Source organism: Streptomyces sp. NPDC048057 (genome assembly GCF_040653095.1).
In the GTDB taxonomy this organism is placed as follows: domain Bacteria; phylum Actinomycetota; class Actinomycetes; order Streptomycetales; family Streptomycetaceae; genus Streptomyces.
On sequence record NZ_JBEZNF010000012.1, the window covers coordinates 89,873 to 103,397 of the forward strand.

A 13,525-nucleotide genomic window follows, 5' to 3' on the forward strand; every position below is an offset into this window, starting at 1 on the left:
GCGAACGCCTCGCAATTAAACAACATGTAAAGGGCACTGGGCACTGGGGCCCCTGACGTGGGAAAGGTCAGGGCGCGGGCAGGTCGACGAGTGCGGCCAGGGCGTCGCGGTGGGCGCCGGGCGAACCGAGCGCGAGCTGGGCCGATTTGGCCCGCTTGAGGTACAGGTGCACGGGGTGTTCCCAGGTCATGCCGATGCCGGCGTGCAGTTGGACACACTCTTCGGCGGCGTGCACGGCGGCGTCGGAGGCGTACGCCTGGGCGACGGCCACGGCAACCGGAGCGTCCGGGCTGGCGGTGGCGAGGGCGTCGGCCGCGTTCCGGGCGGCGGCGCGGGCGGATACCACTGTCAGCCACAGCTCGGCCATGCGGTGCTTGAGCGCCTGGAAGGAGCCGACGGGCCGGTTGAACTGGTGGCGCTCGCGGGTGTGCCGTACGGCCTGCTCCAAGCACCACTCGGCGACGCCCACCTGCTCGGAGGCGAGCAGTCCGGCCCCGGCGAGCAGGCCCCGGCGCACCGCTTCGGCGGCTTCGGCCGGGCCGGCGATCAGGCGTCCGCCCGTCCCGGGGGCGACGACGGCGAGCGGGCGGGTCAGATCGAGCGGGGTGAGGGCGGACCGGTGGGCGTCGGCGGTGTCCACCGCGTACAGGCCGTCGGTGCGGTGCACCAGGAGGGCGGTGGCGGCGGCCACGTCCGCGACGCCGCTCACACAGCCGTCGGGGCCGTGGAGGGGTGCGGGCGGCGTCCACGGGGAGGCTGCGAAGGGGACGGCGAGGACGGCCGTCGTGCGCCCGGACGCCACGGCGGCCAGCAGCTCCGCCACCACGCTGCGGCCGGTGTCCAGGGTGAGCAGCGCCTCGGTCGCCATGACGCAGCCCGTCAGATACGGCGCCGGGGTCACCGCCCGTCCCAATTCCTCCAGGACCACCGCGGCCTCGCGGTGCCCGGCGCCGGCGCCGCCGAACTCCTCGGGGACGAGGAGCCCGGCCGCGCCGACGTCCACCGCGAGGGTGCGCCACAGGTCCGGGTCGTACGGCCGGCCCGCCTCGGCGCGGGCGAGCAGCGGCGCCGTGCCGTCCGGCCCCACGTGGTCGGCGAGCACGGCGCGCACCGCGGCGCGCAGGTCGTCCTCGGCCTGGGAGTAGCGCAGGTCGCCCTCGTGGGGCGGGGGCGCGGCGGGGACCGGGTCGCTCGTGGGCACGGCGTCGCTCATCGGGCGAGGTCCTTCCAGGCGGTGTCCTTGTCGTCGCGCGGTTCGGAGGGCAGTCCGAGGACGCGTTCGGCGACGATGTTCAGCAGCACCTCGCTGGTGCCGCCCTCGATGGAGTTGCCCTTGGTGCGCAGATAGCGGTAGCCGGCGTCGCGGCCGGTGAAGTCCACGAGGTCGGGGCGGCGCAGCGTCCAGTCGTCGTACAGCAGCCCCTCGTCGGCCCGCAGCTCCACCTCCAGGCCGCTGATCCGCTGGTTGAGCCGGGCGAAGGCGAGCTTGACGGCGCTGCCTTCGGGCCCGGGGCGGCCGGCGGCCAGTTGCTGGCGCAGCCGTTCGCCGGTGAGCCGGGCGACCTCGGCCTCCACCCACAGGGCGAGCAGGCGTTGGTGGAGGTGGTGGGTGCGCAGTTCGGGGCGGTCGCGCCAGGTGGCGACGGCCTTGCCGATCATGCCGCCCTCGCGGGGCAGCCGCATGCCGCCGATGGAGACGCGTTCGTTCATCAGCGTGGTGCGGGCCACCTGCCAGCCGTCGCCGACGGCGCCGATGCGGTGGGCGTCGGGGATCGCCACGTCGGTGAGGAAGACCTCGTTGAACTCGGCCTCGCCGGTGAGCTGGCGCAGCGGACGCACGTCGACGCCGGGGTCGGTCATGTCGCAGACGAAGTAGGTGATGCCCCGGTGCTTGGGGACGTCGGGGTCGGTGCGGGCGACGAGGATGGCCCAGCGGGCGAGGTGGGCGCCGGAGGTCCACACCTTCTGCCCGGTGACCCGCCAGTGGTCGCCGTCGCGGACCGCGCGGGTGGCGAGGGCGGCGAGGTCGGAGCCGGCGCCCGGTTCGCTGAAGAGCTGGCACCACACCTCCTCGCCGGTCCACAGCGGGCGCAGGAAGCGCTGCCGCAGCGCGTCGGAGCCGTGGGCGAGGATCGTCGGGGCGGCCATGCCGAGGCCGATGCCGATGCGGCGGGGGTCGTTGTCGGGGGCGCCGGCGGCGGTGAGTTCCGCGTCCACGACGGCCTGGAGGGCACGCGGGGCGGCGAGGCCGCCGAGCCCTTCGGGGTAGTGGACCCAGGCGAGTCCGGCGTCGAAGCGGGCCTTGAGGAAGGCGTCCCGGGCGGTGGTGGACGGCGGATGGGCGGCGAGGAGGGCCCGGGTGCGGGAGAGCAGCGCCGCGGCGTCGACGGCGCTCACCCTACGGCCCCTCGGATACGACGACGTGCTCGCCCTGTCTGCATCACTCACGCCTCCACGGAGCGTCGGCGGTACCGGACTCCGGGCATGCTAAGCGGTCGCTTGTCGCCCCGGGAAGCCCCGGGACGACCTGTGGCGACGACCCGCCACGGCCGCGGCGAGAACCCGACGACCCTTCGGTCAGGAGGTCTTGGGGCGGGCCCTGACGTGCATCCGCTCCCCTTGCGGGCCGAACAGGCTCAGGAACTCCGTCGGCTCGTCACCGGCCGCGCCGAACCAGTGCGGCACCCGGGTGTCGAACTCGGCCGCCTCGCCCGGCCCCAGGACCACGTCGTGGTCGCCGAGGACCAGCCGCAGCCGTCCGGAGAGCACGTACAGCCACTCGTACCCCTCGTGGGTCCGCGGCTCGGGCTCGCCGGGGTCGGGCCGTTGGACCACCTTGTACGCCTGGAGGCCGCCGGGGCGGCGGGTGAGCGGCCACAGAGTGCGCACGCCGCGGACGATGGGCTTGGCGCGCACCCGCGGGTCGGTGACCGGGGGCGCGCCGACCAGTTCGTCCAGGGGCAGCCGGTGGGCGCGGGCGATGGGCAGGAGCAGTTCGAGACTGGGGCGGCGCCCGCCGGACTCCAGCCGGGACAGGGTGCTCACGGAGATGCCGGTGGCCTCGGAGAGGGCTTCGAGAGTGGCCCCGCGCTCCCGTCTGATGCGGCGCAGCCGCGGCCCCACCTCGTTCAACACGTCCCCGATGCCGGGCACCTGATCGCCGTCCCGCTCTCCGTCAGCCATGGGTCCATTGCAAAAGCGGCAAACACCTTTTGTCAATGTGTCCGGTCACGGAAGGTTCGTCGCGACGGGCGGTGGGGCAGCGGCAGATCACGATCCGGTTTCGAGCCCTTGCCACCCGCGAATGTAATCGATTCCAATCCCTCTTGGAATCGATTACAGGACGTTTCCCGATCCCAGAGGGGAGGTGATCCGGCCATGGCGAGCATCAAGGACGTGGCGGCACGGGCCGGAGTGTCCGCGGCCACCGTGTCGCGGGCCCTCAACGGGCACCCGTCGGTCAGCCCCGGCGCACGGACCAAGGTCCTGGCGGCCGTCGAAGCGCTCGGCTACCGCCCGAACGCCGTCGCGCGCTCACTGCGCACCCACCAGACGCACACCCTGGGCCTGGTCATCAGCGATGTGCTCAACCCGTACTTCACCGCCCTGGCGCGCGCGGTGGAGGAGGAGGCGCGGGCGCTCGGCTACAGCGTGATCATCGGCAACGCCGACGAGCAGCCCGCGCTCCAGGACCACCACGTCCGCACGTTGCTGGACCGCCGGATCGACGGACTGCTGGTCTCCCCCACCGACGGCGGCTCGCCCCTGATGCTGGAGGCGGTGCGTGCCGGCACCCCGATGGTGTTCGTCGACCGCTGGATCCCGGGCCTCGACGTCCCCGTCGTCCGGGCCGACGGCACCGCGGCGGTCCGCGCCCTCGTCGCCCATCTGCACGCCATCGGCCACCGCAGGCTCGCCATCATCCAGGGCCCCGCGTCGACCACCACGGGCAGCGAACGCGTCAGCGCCTTCCGCGCCGGGCTGCGGGAGTTCGGTCTGGCGCTGCCGGACGCGTACATCGGCCAGGGCGACTTCCAGGCCGCGAGCGGCCGACGGGCCATGGAGGGCTTCCTCGCCCTGCCGCAGCCGCCCGAGGCGGTGTTCGCGGCCGACAACCTGATGGCGCTCGGCGCGCTGGACGCGATCCGGGCCCACGGGCTGACCGTGCCCGACGACATCGCCCTCGCCGCCTTCGACGACATCCCGTGGTTCGTCCACACGGCGCCGCCGGTGACCGCCGTCGCCCAACCCACGGAGGAGTTGGGCCGGGCCTCCGTACGGGCGCTGGTCGACCGCATCGAAGGCCGCTCCCCCGCGTCCGTGACCCTGCCCGCCGAGCTCGTGGTGCGCCGCTCCTGCGGCGAGGGCCGCTCGCCCCGCCCCGGTGAGGACCAGCGCGAGGAGGCCCCCCGATGAATCCGTCATCGTCGTCATCGCCGTCAGCGTCGAAGGCCGCGGCGAGCGACGCCCGCGCGGACGCGCCGCGCGAACTGCTGCGCGTCGAAGGCGTCCGCAAGGAGTTCCCGGGCGTCGTCGCGCTCGACGGGGTCGACTTCGACCTGCGCGCGGGCGAGGTCCACGTCCTGCTCGGCGAGAACGGCGCCGGCAAGAGCACCCTGATCAAGGTGTTGTCCGGGGCGCACCGCCCGGACTCCGGGCGAGTGCTCGTGGACGGCGCTCAGGTGCGCATCCAGGGCGCCCAGGACGCCGAGCGCCTCGGCATCGCCACCATCCACCAGGAGTTCACCCTCGTCCCCGAACTCAGCGTCGCCGAGAACGTCTTCCTGGGCCGTCAGCCGCGTCGGTTCGGGCTGGTCGACCGCCGGCGGATGGAGGCCGAAGCCGCCGCCCTGCTGCGGCGCGTCGGCGTCGACGTACCGCCGCGGACAAAGGTCAAGGACCTCGGCATCGCCCGGTTGCAGATGGTGGAGATCGCCAAGGCGCTCAGCCTGGACGCCCGCGTCCTGATCATGGACGAGCCCACCGCGGTCCTCACCGCACAGGAGGTGGAGCGGCTGTTCGCCATCGTGCGCACGCTGCGCGCGGACGGCGTCGGCGTCGTCTTCATCACCCACCACCTGGAGGAGATCGCCGCCCTCGGCGACCGGGTCACGGTGCTGCGGGACGGCCGGAGCGTGGGCCGGGTGCCCGCGTCCGCTCCCGAGGACGAGCTGGTGCGGCTGATGGTGGGTCGGGACATCGCCCAGCAGTACCCGCGGCGCCACGACGGCGCCGGCGAGGTCCTGCTCCGCGTCGACGGGCTGACCCGCGGGGGCGCCTTCCGGGACGTCGGCTTCGAGGTGCGGGCCGGTGAGGTCGTCGGGCTCGCCGGACTGGTCGGCGCGGGACGCACCGAGGTGGCCCGGGCGGTCTTCGGCGCCGATCCGTACGACGGCGGGACGGTGGAGGTCGCCGGGGTGCGGGTGCCGCAGCACGACGTGGGCGCGTCGATGGCCGCGGGCATCGGGCTGGTGCCGGAGGACCGCAAGGGCCAGGGACTGGTCCTGGACGCGTCGGTGGCGGACAACCTCGCCCTGGTCACGCTGCGGTCGGCGACCCGCGCGGGGCTGGTGGACCGGGCGGCGCTGCGTACCGCGGCGGACCGGATCGCCGGACGGCTCGGGGTGCGGATGGCCGGGCTCGACCAGTCGGTGCGCACCCTGTCCGGCGGCAATCAGCAGAAGGTCGTCATCGGCAAGTGGCTGCTGGGCGAGGTGCGGGTGTTGATCCTCGACGAGCCCACGCGCGGCATCGACGTCGGCGCGAAGGTCGAGATCTACCGGCTCGTCAACGATCTGACGGACGCCGGCCACGCGGTGCTGATGATCTCCAGCGACCTGCCGGAGGTGCTCGGCATGAGCGATCGGGTCCTGGTGATGGCACAGGGCCGGATCGCCGGTGAACTCGCCTCCCACGAGGCGACGCAGGACGCGGTGATGGCGCTCGCCGTGAGCGGGGCGCCCCCGCCCGACCGGGCGGCGCCGACCGCTGCGACCGTGACCCACGAAGGCGAGGACTCCCGTGACCACTGACACCGCCCCGAAGGCGACCGGCGCAGGCGGCGGCCGGGCCCTCGGCCGCATCCTGCTCGACAACGGAGCGCTGACCGCCCTGGTGGTCCTGGTGGTGGCGCTGTCCCTGCTCTCCGGTGACTTCCTGACCACCCAGAACCTGCTGAACGTGGGCGTGCAGGCGGCCGTGACCGCGATCCTCGCCTTCGGCGTCACCTTCGTCATCGTCTCCGCCGGCATCGACCTGTCCGTGGGGTCGGTGGCGGCCCTGTCGGCGACGGTGCTGGCGTGGCTGGCGACGTCGGAGGGGGTGCCGGTGTGGATCGCGGTGCTGTTGGCCGTCGCCACCGGCATCGCCTGCGGCCTGGTCAACGGCGCCCTCGTGGCGTACGGCAAGCTGCCGCCGTTCATCGCGACGCTGGCGATGCTGTCCATCGGCCGCGGCCTGTCGCTGGTCATCTCCCAGGGCAGCCCGATCGCCTTCCCCGATGCGGTGTCGCGCATCGGCGACACCCTCGGCGGCTGGCTGCCGGTGCCCGTCCTGGTGATGGTCGCCATGGGGCTGCTGACCGCGCTGATCCTCAACCGCTCCTATCTCGGGCGCTCGTTGTACGCCATCGGCGGCAACGAGGAGGCGGCGCGCCTTTCGGGGCTGCGGGTCACCCGGCACAAGGTCGTCGTGTACGCCCTCTCCGGGCTGTTCGCGGCCGTCGCCGGCGTGGTGCTGGCGTCCCGGCTCTCGTCCGCGCAGCCGCAGGCGGCCCAGGGGTACGAACTGGACGCGATCGCCGCGGTCGTCATCGGCGGCGCGTCGCTGGCGGGCGGCGTCGGCCGGGCCTCCGGGACGCTGATCGGTGCGCTGATCCTCGCCGTGCTGCGCAACGGGCTCAACCTGCTGTCCGTCTCCGCGTTCTGGCAGCAGGTCGTCATCGGCGTGGTCATCGCGCTCGCGGTGCTGCTGGACACGGTGCGGCGCAAGGCGGGCGCCACCTCGGGCGGTGCGCCGAGCGGCGGGAGCCCGGGCCGTGGGCTGCGCGGCAAGCCCGTGACGTGCGCCGTCGCCGCGGTGTGCACGGCCGCGATCGTGGGCGGGCTGTCGCTGTGGGACCGCGGCTCCGGCACCTCCACGACCCGCATCGGCATGTCGCTGTCGACCCTGAACAACCCGTTCTTCGTGCAGATGCGGCAGGGCGCCGAGGCGGAGGCGAAGGCCCGCGGGGTCGAGCTGACCGTCACCGACGCCCAGAACGACGCGTCCCAGCAGGCCAACCACCTCCAGAACTTCACCAGTTCCGGGGTGGCCGCGGTGATCGTCAACCCGGTCGACTCCGATGCGGTCGCGCCCGCCGTGCGCGGCGCCAACGAGGCGGACGTCCCGGTCGTCGCGGCCGACCGGGGCGTCAACAAGGCGGAGGCGGTGACGCTGGTGGCGTCCGACAACGTGGCCGGCGGTCGACAGGCGGCCGACGCGCTCGCCGAGAAGCTGGGCGGCCGGGGCGAGGTCGTGGTCCTCCAGGGGACCCCGGGCACCTCCGCGAGCCGTGAGCGGGGCCAGGGCTTCAGCGAGGGCATCAAGCGCCACCCGGGCATCCGGGTCGTGGCCTCGCAGCCCGCCGACTTCGACCGCGCCAAGGGCCTGGACGTGATGGCCAACCTCCTCCAGGCGAATCCGGACGTCGACGGGGTCTTCGCGGAGAACGACGAGATGGCGCTGGGCGCGGTCAGGGCGCTGGGTTCACGGGCCGGATCGCAGGTGGCCGTCGTCGGTTTCGACGGCACCCCGGACGGACTGAAGGCTGTGGAACAGGGCACGTTGTACGCGTCCGTCGCCCAGCAGCCGAGGGAGTTGGGCAAGATCGCGGTACGGAACGCGATCGAGGCCGCCGGAGACGAGGACGTACCCGGCGAGGTCAAGGTCCCGGTGAAGGTCGTCACGGCGCGCAACGTCGCCGACTTCGACTGATCCGGGCCATCGGAGGGAGAGCGATGCACGTCCATGAACTGCTGGTCGTGGGGTCGGCCAACGCCGACCTGGTGATCGGTGTGGAGCGGCGGCCGAGCGCCGGGGAGACCGTGCTCGGCTCCCCGCTCGCCGTCCACCCGGGCGGCAAGGGCGCCAACCAGGCGGTGGCCGCCGCCCGCCTGGGCGCCCGCACGGCCCTGCTCGCGCGGGTCGGGGACGACGACTACGGGCGACTGCTGGTCGCCTCCCAGCGGGCCGCGGGCGTGGACGTCGACGGGGTCCTCGTCGGCGGCGGGCCCACCGGGGTCGCACTGATCACCGTGGACACCTCGGGGGACAACAGCATCGTGGTGTCCCCGGGCGCGAACGCCCTGCTCTCCCCCGCCGACGTCCGGGCCGCGGCGCCCCTGGTCCGCGGTGCGCGGGTGGTGTCGACGCAGTTGGAGATCCCGCTGGACGCGGTCGTCGAAACGGTGCGCACGCTCGGCCCCGGGAGCCGCTTCGTCCTCAACCCCTCCCCACCCGCCGCGCTGCCCGCCGAAGTCCTGGCCGCCTGCGATCCGCTCGTCGTCAACGAGCACGAGGCACGGGTGCTGCTGGGCCCGAGCGCCGGGGGCGAGCCGCGGGACTGGGTCCTCGGGCTGATGTCGCTGGGACCGCGGTCCGTGGTGGTCACCCTCGGGTCGGCGGGCGCGATCGTCGCCGACGGCCGCACCGAGGTCTGCGCCCGGGTCGACAGCCCACGGGTGACGGCCGTCGACACGACGGGGGCGGGCGACGCCTTCACCGCGGCGCTGGCGTGGCGGCTCGGCCTCGGCGAGGGCCTGGCCGCGGCGGCCGGCTACGCGGTGCGGGTGGGCTCGGCGGCGGTCACCCGCCCCGGCGCCCAGGACTCGTACCCGACCCCGGACCAACTGCCGGCGGCCTAGGTCTCATGCCTTGGGAGGTCGTGTCCGCAGAGTCCCGTCTGCGGTGCCGCTGGACGGAGCCGCCGTGGCACCGCGGGAGTGTTGGTCTCTGCGGGCGCGTCGTGGTCGTCCGCCCAGTATCCCCGCGCCCCTGTTTCGCGTCCGTCCGGCACTCGTCTGCGGGCTGGGGTGAGGTGTTGAGGGGCGCGGGGATACTGCGCGACAAGCCCACCACCGGGCCGCAGACGCCATGTGCACGCGCCGGCGTGGACGTCAGCCGTGGAGCGCCCGGTCGGCGAGGACTTCTTCGATGACGCGGCGGTGGCCCGCGGCCGCGGCCGCGTCGTCGGCGCCTTCGGCGTCGACGAGCTCCGCGAGGCAGATCAGGGCCTTCCACAGGGCCCAGCCGCGGGCCCTGGCCCACATGGCGTCGTCCAGGTCCACGGTGTCCCGGAACGCCTCGCGGCTGGGCCCGGCGAACAGCGTCCAGGCGATCACCAGGTCACAGGCCGGGTCCCCGACGCCGCAGGTGCCGAAGTCGATGACGGCAGCCAGCTTGCCGTCCTTGATCAGCAGGTTGTTCACGGCGAAGTCGCCGTGGAACCACACGGGTCGCCCCCGCCACGGCGCGTCCAGCGCCTCCTGCCACACGGCGGCGGCCCGCTCCGTGTCGATGCGGCCGGTGAGTGCGGCCAGCGCTGCGCGGGTCTCGTCGTCGTAGAAGGCCGGCGGGGCGCCGCGGTGGAAGCTGTGCCGCCCCGCCGCGGGGCCACCGGTCGCGTCGACGGACTGGAGCGCGAGCAGGAAGTCGCCGACAGCCACCGCGAAGTCGGGCAGGTGGTCGATGCGCTCGGGGCGGGCGACCTCGCCGTCCAACCAGCCGCGGACCGACCAGTCGTGCGGATAGCCCTCGCCCGGCGCCCCCTGCGCCACGATCGGCGGGATCGGGACGGGCAGCGCCGGCGCGAGCGCCGGCAGCCACGTCGTCTCCTTGGGGATCGCCAGGGCGTACTGCTCGGCCGTCGGGAGCCGTACGGTCATCTCGTCGCCGAGTCGATAGGTCCGGTTGTCCCAGCCGTCGAGCTGGACCGGTGCCACGGTGAGCCCGCTCCACTGCGGGAACTGGGCGGCGATCAGCCGGCGCACCAGGGCGGCGTCGATGCCGGCGCGGCCGTCGCCGGGGAAGGGTTCGGGCGTACGGGATGCAGAGACCATCCGGGAATGGTGGCCGCGCCCCGTGAGCGGCGGCAAACGGTTTTCGCCCTGACCGCCGCCTCGCCCGCGGCGCCGTGCGCCGCCCGTCGTCAGCGCGGGAAGAGTTCGAAGGTGACGGCGGGCCGCCCGCCGAAGCGTCGGCCGGACTCCTCCGCGTTGCCGAGGAGGAAGGCCCGGCAGTACGCCTCGGGGTCCTCGTCGGTCAGGACCTCGATGTACGTGCGGTGCGCCAGCAGGGACTCGACCGAGCGCTCAAGGCCGGGCGTGGCGTCCACGGCGTGCGTGGGCGAGGTGGATCCGGCGACGGCGACCCAGCGCACCCCGTTCCACGGTTCGAGGCCCTGTTCCTCGACCAGCTCGGGGAAGATCCAGCGGTTGCCCGCGTCCGCCGCGGCGTCCAGGGTCGCCCGGCCGACCGCCCGGTGGTCGGGGGTGTTCCAGTGCGTGCCGCCCCAGGTGTCGCGGTGGTTGAGGGTGATGACGAGTTCCGGCCGGTGGCGGCGGATGGCCGCGGCGATGTCCCGCCGCAGCGCGGTGCCGTACTCGATGGCTCCGTCCCGGTGGTCCAGGAACTCGACCGTCGAGACGCCGACGACGGCCGCGCTGGCGCGCTGCTCCCGCTCGCGCAGCGGGGCGCACTCGGCCGGGCTGAGGGTGTCGATGCCCGCCTCGCCCCGGGTGGCGAGGAGGTAGGCGACCTCCCGCCCGCCGTCGACCCAGCCCGCGATGGCGGCGGCGCAGCCGTACTCCAGGTCGTCGGGGTGCGCGACGACCGCGAGGGCGCGCCGCCAGTCCTCGGGCATCGGTTCGAGCTGGGCGCTGGGGTCCGTGGCTTCGGTCATGATCGCAGGATACGACCCCTCCCGGCGCCGCCGGGGGTCGTCAGACCTCGCCCCGGACGAGGCCGATGAGCCGGTCCAGGACGCGCGGTCCGTCGGCCCGCAGGCCGTCGTGCTCGTACTCGTCGGTGACCCAGGTGCGCAGCCCGCGGATGGTGCGGGCGGTGCGCAGCGAGTGTGCGGTGTCGACGTACATGTCGTCGTGGTAGATCGCGGCGGCCACGGGCACCTCGTTGGCGGCCAGTCGCTCCGCGTCGTACAGGGGCGCCCAGTCCGTGCGGGCGGCCAGCAGGTCGGCGGCCTCCTTCAGGGGTCGCAGCGACGGGTCGACGTCGAAGTGCCAGGGGTGGATGGTCTCGCCCGTGAACAGGACGGGTCCGTCGCCCTCCAGCGCCGCAACGGCGTCGAACTGCGGGAACTCGGCGCGGACGCGCTCGGCCGACCAGGCGGTGGGCCGCTCGTCCTGTCCGTAGATGGCTTCGTGCAGCAGGGCGTAGATGGGGTGGCCGGCGAAGGACAGTGCGGCGAGTACGGACTCCTGGAAGGCGTCGGCCAGTTCGTGGCGGTCGCCGACCCGGACGAAGGCGTTCTCCAACAGGTGGTGCAGTCGGTGGCTGCCGGTGCTGGCGCCGAGCATGATGCCGAGGGACTGGAACGCCTCGGGGGTCAGGACGTAGCCGCCGGGCAGTACGGTGCGGTGCTCGGCGAGGTGGGCGGTGATGCGGCGGGCGCGCTCCACGTCCATGGGGTAGCGCTCGTAGTGGCCTGCGACCTTGCGCTCGATGCGGGGGTACGCGGCCCGGTAGACGTCGTCGGCGTGGTGGGCGAGCGAGGGCAGGCCGCCGGTGATGAAGACCTCCCGCAGCCCCTCGGGCGCGGCGGACAGGTAGTGGGTGGCGCTGAAGCCGCCGAAGCTCTGACCGAGGACGCTCCAGGGGGCGCCGCCGGTGAGCCGGGCGCGCACCAGTTCGCAGTCGCGGACGATGGAGTCGGCGCGGAAGTGCGCCAGGTGGTCGGCCCGGGCCTCGTCGGTGGGCAGGTGTGCGAGTGTCCGGCGGTTCTGCGGGGTGGAGGCGCCGGTGCCGCGGTGGTCGAGCAGCAGGACGCGGTGGTCCTTGAGCGCCCGCTCCAGCCACGCCTCGCGGCCGATGCTGCGCAGGGCGCCGAAGCCGGGGCCGCCCTCCAGGTACACCAGCCAGGGCAGGTCGTCGCCGGCGCGCGCGGGGTCGACGACCTCGCGTCCGAAGAGCTCCAGCGTTTCGCCGTTCGGGGCCGCGTGGTCCAGGGGGACGGTGAAGCGGTGGTCGGTGAGCCGGACTCCGGGCTGCCGGTAGGGGGTCACGGGTAACTCCTGCCTCGCGTCGTGCGCACCGTATCCATGGGACGTCCATGGGGCACGCCCGCCCCATGGGATCACACGGGGTGTCCCGGGGCGGGCGTGGGTGGTGCGTACTGGCGCAGGTCAGGAGGTTCTCAGGGGTTCTGGGAGGTCCGGAAGTCGTCCGGGGTCCTGATCCGGTCGCGGATCCAGACGCCGGCCTCCTTGAGCCGGGAGGTCCCGGTCCACGGTCCGTTGCTGTTGCACGTGCCTGACGTGAAGACGGCGCCGCTGCGGTGGTCGTCGGAGAAGTTCCAGTTGACCCAGCTGATCTTCTTGCTCGCCATCAGGTCGAGGTAGCGCTGGGACACGGTGAAGTTGTTGGCGCCTTCGCCCGCGTAGTTCTGGGTGCCGAACTCGGTGACGAACATCGGGATCCGGTCGGCGGCGCGGGCGAGGGTGTTCAGGTACTCGTCCCGGTGCGAGTCGGCGTAGAAGTGGAAGGTGTACATGATGTTGCCGGCGTTCACCGGGTTGTTCACGACCTCGGACTCGTTGGAGCTCTCCGAGACGCCGAGGGACGACCAGGCGCGGGTGCCGACGAGGACCGGGGCGTCCGGGTCCTGCTGGCGGATCACCGGGATCAGTTGCTCGGCGTAGCTCTTGATCCGGGACCAGGAGACGCCGCTGGGCTCGTTGGCGATCTCGTAGATCACGTTCTTCTTGTTGTTGTGGCGCTGGGCGATCTCGGTGAAGAAGGTCTTGGCGCGGGCGAGGTTGTGGTGCGGGTCGCCGGGGCTGAGCATGTGCCAGTCGACGATCGCGTACATGCCGCGTGCGCTGGCCTGCTCGATGATCGAGTGGACCAGGTCGGTGAACTTGCGCGGGTTGGTCTCGTAGCCGCCCTCCTGGACGTACATGGAGATCCGCAGGACGTCGGCCTTCCAGTCCTTGGCCAGGGCGTCGAGGGAGCCGTTGGTCACGCACTGCGGGTACCACTGGAGGCCGTGCGTGGACATGCCGCGCAGTTGGATCGGCTTGCCCGACTGGTTGCAGAGCTTGGTGCCGCAGACCTTGAGCTGGCCGTTGATCGCGACGGGGCTGCCACTGGGGGCCTTTGCCCGGGCGGTGTCGACGGAACGGCCGTCGGCGGCGGGGGCGCTGGCGGGAGCCGCGGGCTCGGGGGCGGGCGCCGCGGACGTGGTCGGGGCGGCGGTGAGGCCGAGCAGGAGGGCGGCCGTGACGGCTCCGGCGCCCGCCATGGATCGCAT

Annotated in this window: 11 protein-coding genes; 4 read left to right on the forward strand and 7 right to left on the reverse strand. The window is 73.5% G+C overall.

What is annotated here, in order from left to right; all coding sequences use genetic code 11:
• Positions 1–67: 67 nt before the first annotated feature.
• The 3 genes from AB0E05_RS16075 to AB0E05_RS16085 all read right to left on the reverse strand — a co-directional run bounded on the left by AB0E05_RS16075 (position 68) and on the right by AB0E05_RS16085 (position 3,183).
• Positions 68–1,213: an acyl-CoA dehydrogenase family protein gene (locus AB0E05_RS16075; RefSeq protein WP_361963646.1), complete on the reverse strand. Its 1,146-nt coding sequence runs from the start codon at positions 1,211–1,213 to the stop codon at positions 68–70.
• Positions 1,210–2,397, reverse strand: a complete 1,188-nt coding sequence (locus tag AB0E05_RS16080; protein WP_361963648.1) for an acyl-CoA dehydrogenase family protein — start codon at positions 2,395–2,397, stop codon at positions 1,210–1,212. The genes AB0E05_RS16075 and AB0E05_RS16080 overlap by 4 nt, the downstream gene beginning before the upstream one ends.
• A gap of 180 nt (positions 2,398–2,577) precedes the next feature.
• Positions 2,578–3,183 (reverse strand): XRE family transcriptional regulator, encoded by a 606-nt coding sequence (locus tag AB0E05_RS16085; protein ID WP_361963650.1) that lies wholly within the window; start codon positions 3,181–3,183, stop codon positions 2,578–2,580.
• A 195-nt stretch (positions 3,184–3,378) separates the two neighbouring features.
• On the opposite strand from AB0E05_RS16085, the gene AB0E05_RS16090 reads away from it, so the two are divergent.
• From AB0E05_RS16090 to AB0E05_RS16105, 4 genes are read left to right on the forward strand one after another with little or no spacing between them, the layout of a single operon-like run.
• Positions 3,379–4,416: a LacI family DNA-binding transcriptional regulator gene (locus AB0E05_RS16090; RefSeq protein WP_361963652.1), complete on the forward strand. Its 1,038-nt coding sequence runs from the start codon at positions 3,379–3,381 to the stop codon at positions 4,414–4,416.
• The gene (locus AB0E05_RS16095) at positions 4,413–6,032 is read left to right on the forward strand and encodes a sugar ABC transporter ATP-binding protein (protein ID WP_361963654.1); all 1,620 of its coding nucleotides are present in this window, start codon (positions 4,413–4,415) and stop codon (positions 6,030–6,032) included. Before AB0E05_RS16090 ends, AB0E05_RS16095 begins: the two co-directional genes overlap by 4 nt.
• Entirely contained in the window at positions 6,022–7,974 is a 1,953-nt protein-coding gene (locus AB0E05_RS16100; RefSeq protein WP_361963656.1) for a substrate-binding domain-containing protein, read from the forward strand. Before AB0E05_RS16095 ends, AB0E05_RS16100 begins: the two co-directional genes overlap by 11 nt.
• Before the next feature lie 23 nt (positions 7,975–7,997).
• Positions 7,998–8,903, forward strand: coding sequence for a ribokinase (locus AB0E05_RS16105; RefSeq protein WP_361963658.1), 906 nt, complete (start codon positions 7,998–8,000; stop codon positions 8,901–8,903).
• 252 nt (positions 8,904–9,155) lie between these two features.
• Here the strand turns inward: AB0E05_RS16105 and AB0E05_RS16110 are convergent, their stop codons facing one another.
• The 4 genes from AB0E05_RS16110 to AB0E05_RS16125 form a co-directional block, all read right to left on the reverse strand.
• Positions 9,156–10,097 carry an aminoglycoside phosphotransferase family protein gene (locus AB0E05_RS16110; protein ID WP_361963660.1) on the reverse strand — a complete coding sequence of 314 codons (942 nt, stop codon included), beginning with the start codon at positions 10,095–10,097 and terminating at the stop codon, positions 9,156–9,158.
• An 89-nt stretch (positions 10,098–10,186) separates the two neighbouring features.
• Positions 10,187–10,939, reverse strand: coding sequence for a PIG-L deacetylase family protein (locus AB0E05_RS16115; protein ID WP_361963662.1), 753 nt, complete (start codon positions 10,937–10,939; stop codon positions 10,187–10,189).
• Between the two features lie 40 nt (positions 10,940–10,979).
• Positions 10,980–12,278 (reverse strand): alpha/beta fold hydrolase, encoded by a 1,299-nt coding sequence (locus tag AB0E05_RS16120; RefSeq protein WP_361963664.1) that lies wholly within the window; start codon positions 12,276–12,278, stop codon positions 10,980–10,982.
• Between the two features lie 131 nt (positions 12,279–12,409).
• Positions 12,410–13,525 (reverse strand): glycoside hydrolase family 5 protein, encoded by a 1,116-nt coding sequence (locus AB0E05_RS16125; protein WP_361963666.1) that lies wholly within the window; start codon positions 13,523–13,525, stop codon positions 12,410–12,412.

Bases quoted from the DNA above. Each gene is read 5' to 3' on its own strand.
- AB0E05_RS16075 (WP_361963646.1), bottom strand. From the start codon at position 1,213: ATGAGCGACGCCGTGCCCACGAGCGACCCGGTCCCCGCCGCGCCCCCG.
- AB0E05_RS16115 (WP_361963662.1), bottom strand. From the start codon at position 10,939: ATGACCGAAGCCACGGACCCCAGCGCCCAGCTCGAACCGATGCCCGAG.
- AB0E05_RS16090 (WP_361963652.1), top strand. From the start codon at position 3,379: ATGGCGAGCATCAAGGACGTGGCGGCACGGGCCGGAGTGTCCGCGGCC.
- AB0E05_RS16095 (WP_361963654.1), top strand. From the start codon at position 4,413: ATGAATCCGTCATCGTCGTCATCGCCGTCAGCGTCGAAGGCCGCGGCG.
- AB0E05_RS16125 (WP_361963666.1), bottom strand. From the start codon at position 13,525: ATGCGATCCATGGCGGGCGCCGGAGCCGTCACGGCCGCCCTCCTGCTC.
- AB0E05_RS16085 (WP_361963650.1), bottom strand. From the start codon at position 3,183: ATGGCTGACGGAGAGCGGGACGGCGATCAGGTGCCCGGCATCGGGGAC.
- AB0E05_RS16105 (WP_361963658.1), top strand. From the start codon at position 7,998: ATGCACGTCCATGAACTGCTGGTCGTGGGGTCGGCCAACGCCGACCTG.
- AB0E05_RS16110 (WP_361963660.1), bottom strand. From the start codon at position 10,097: ATGGTCTCTGCATCCCGTACGCCCGAACCCTTCCCCGGCGACGGCCGC.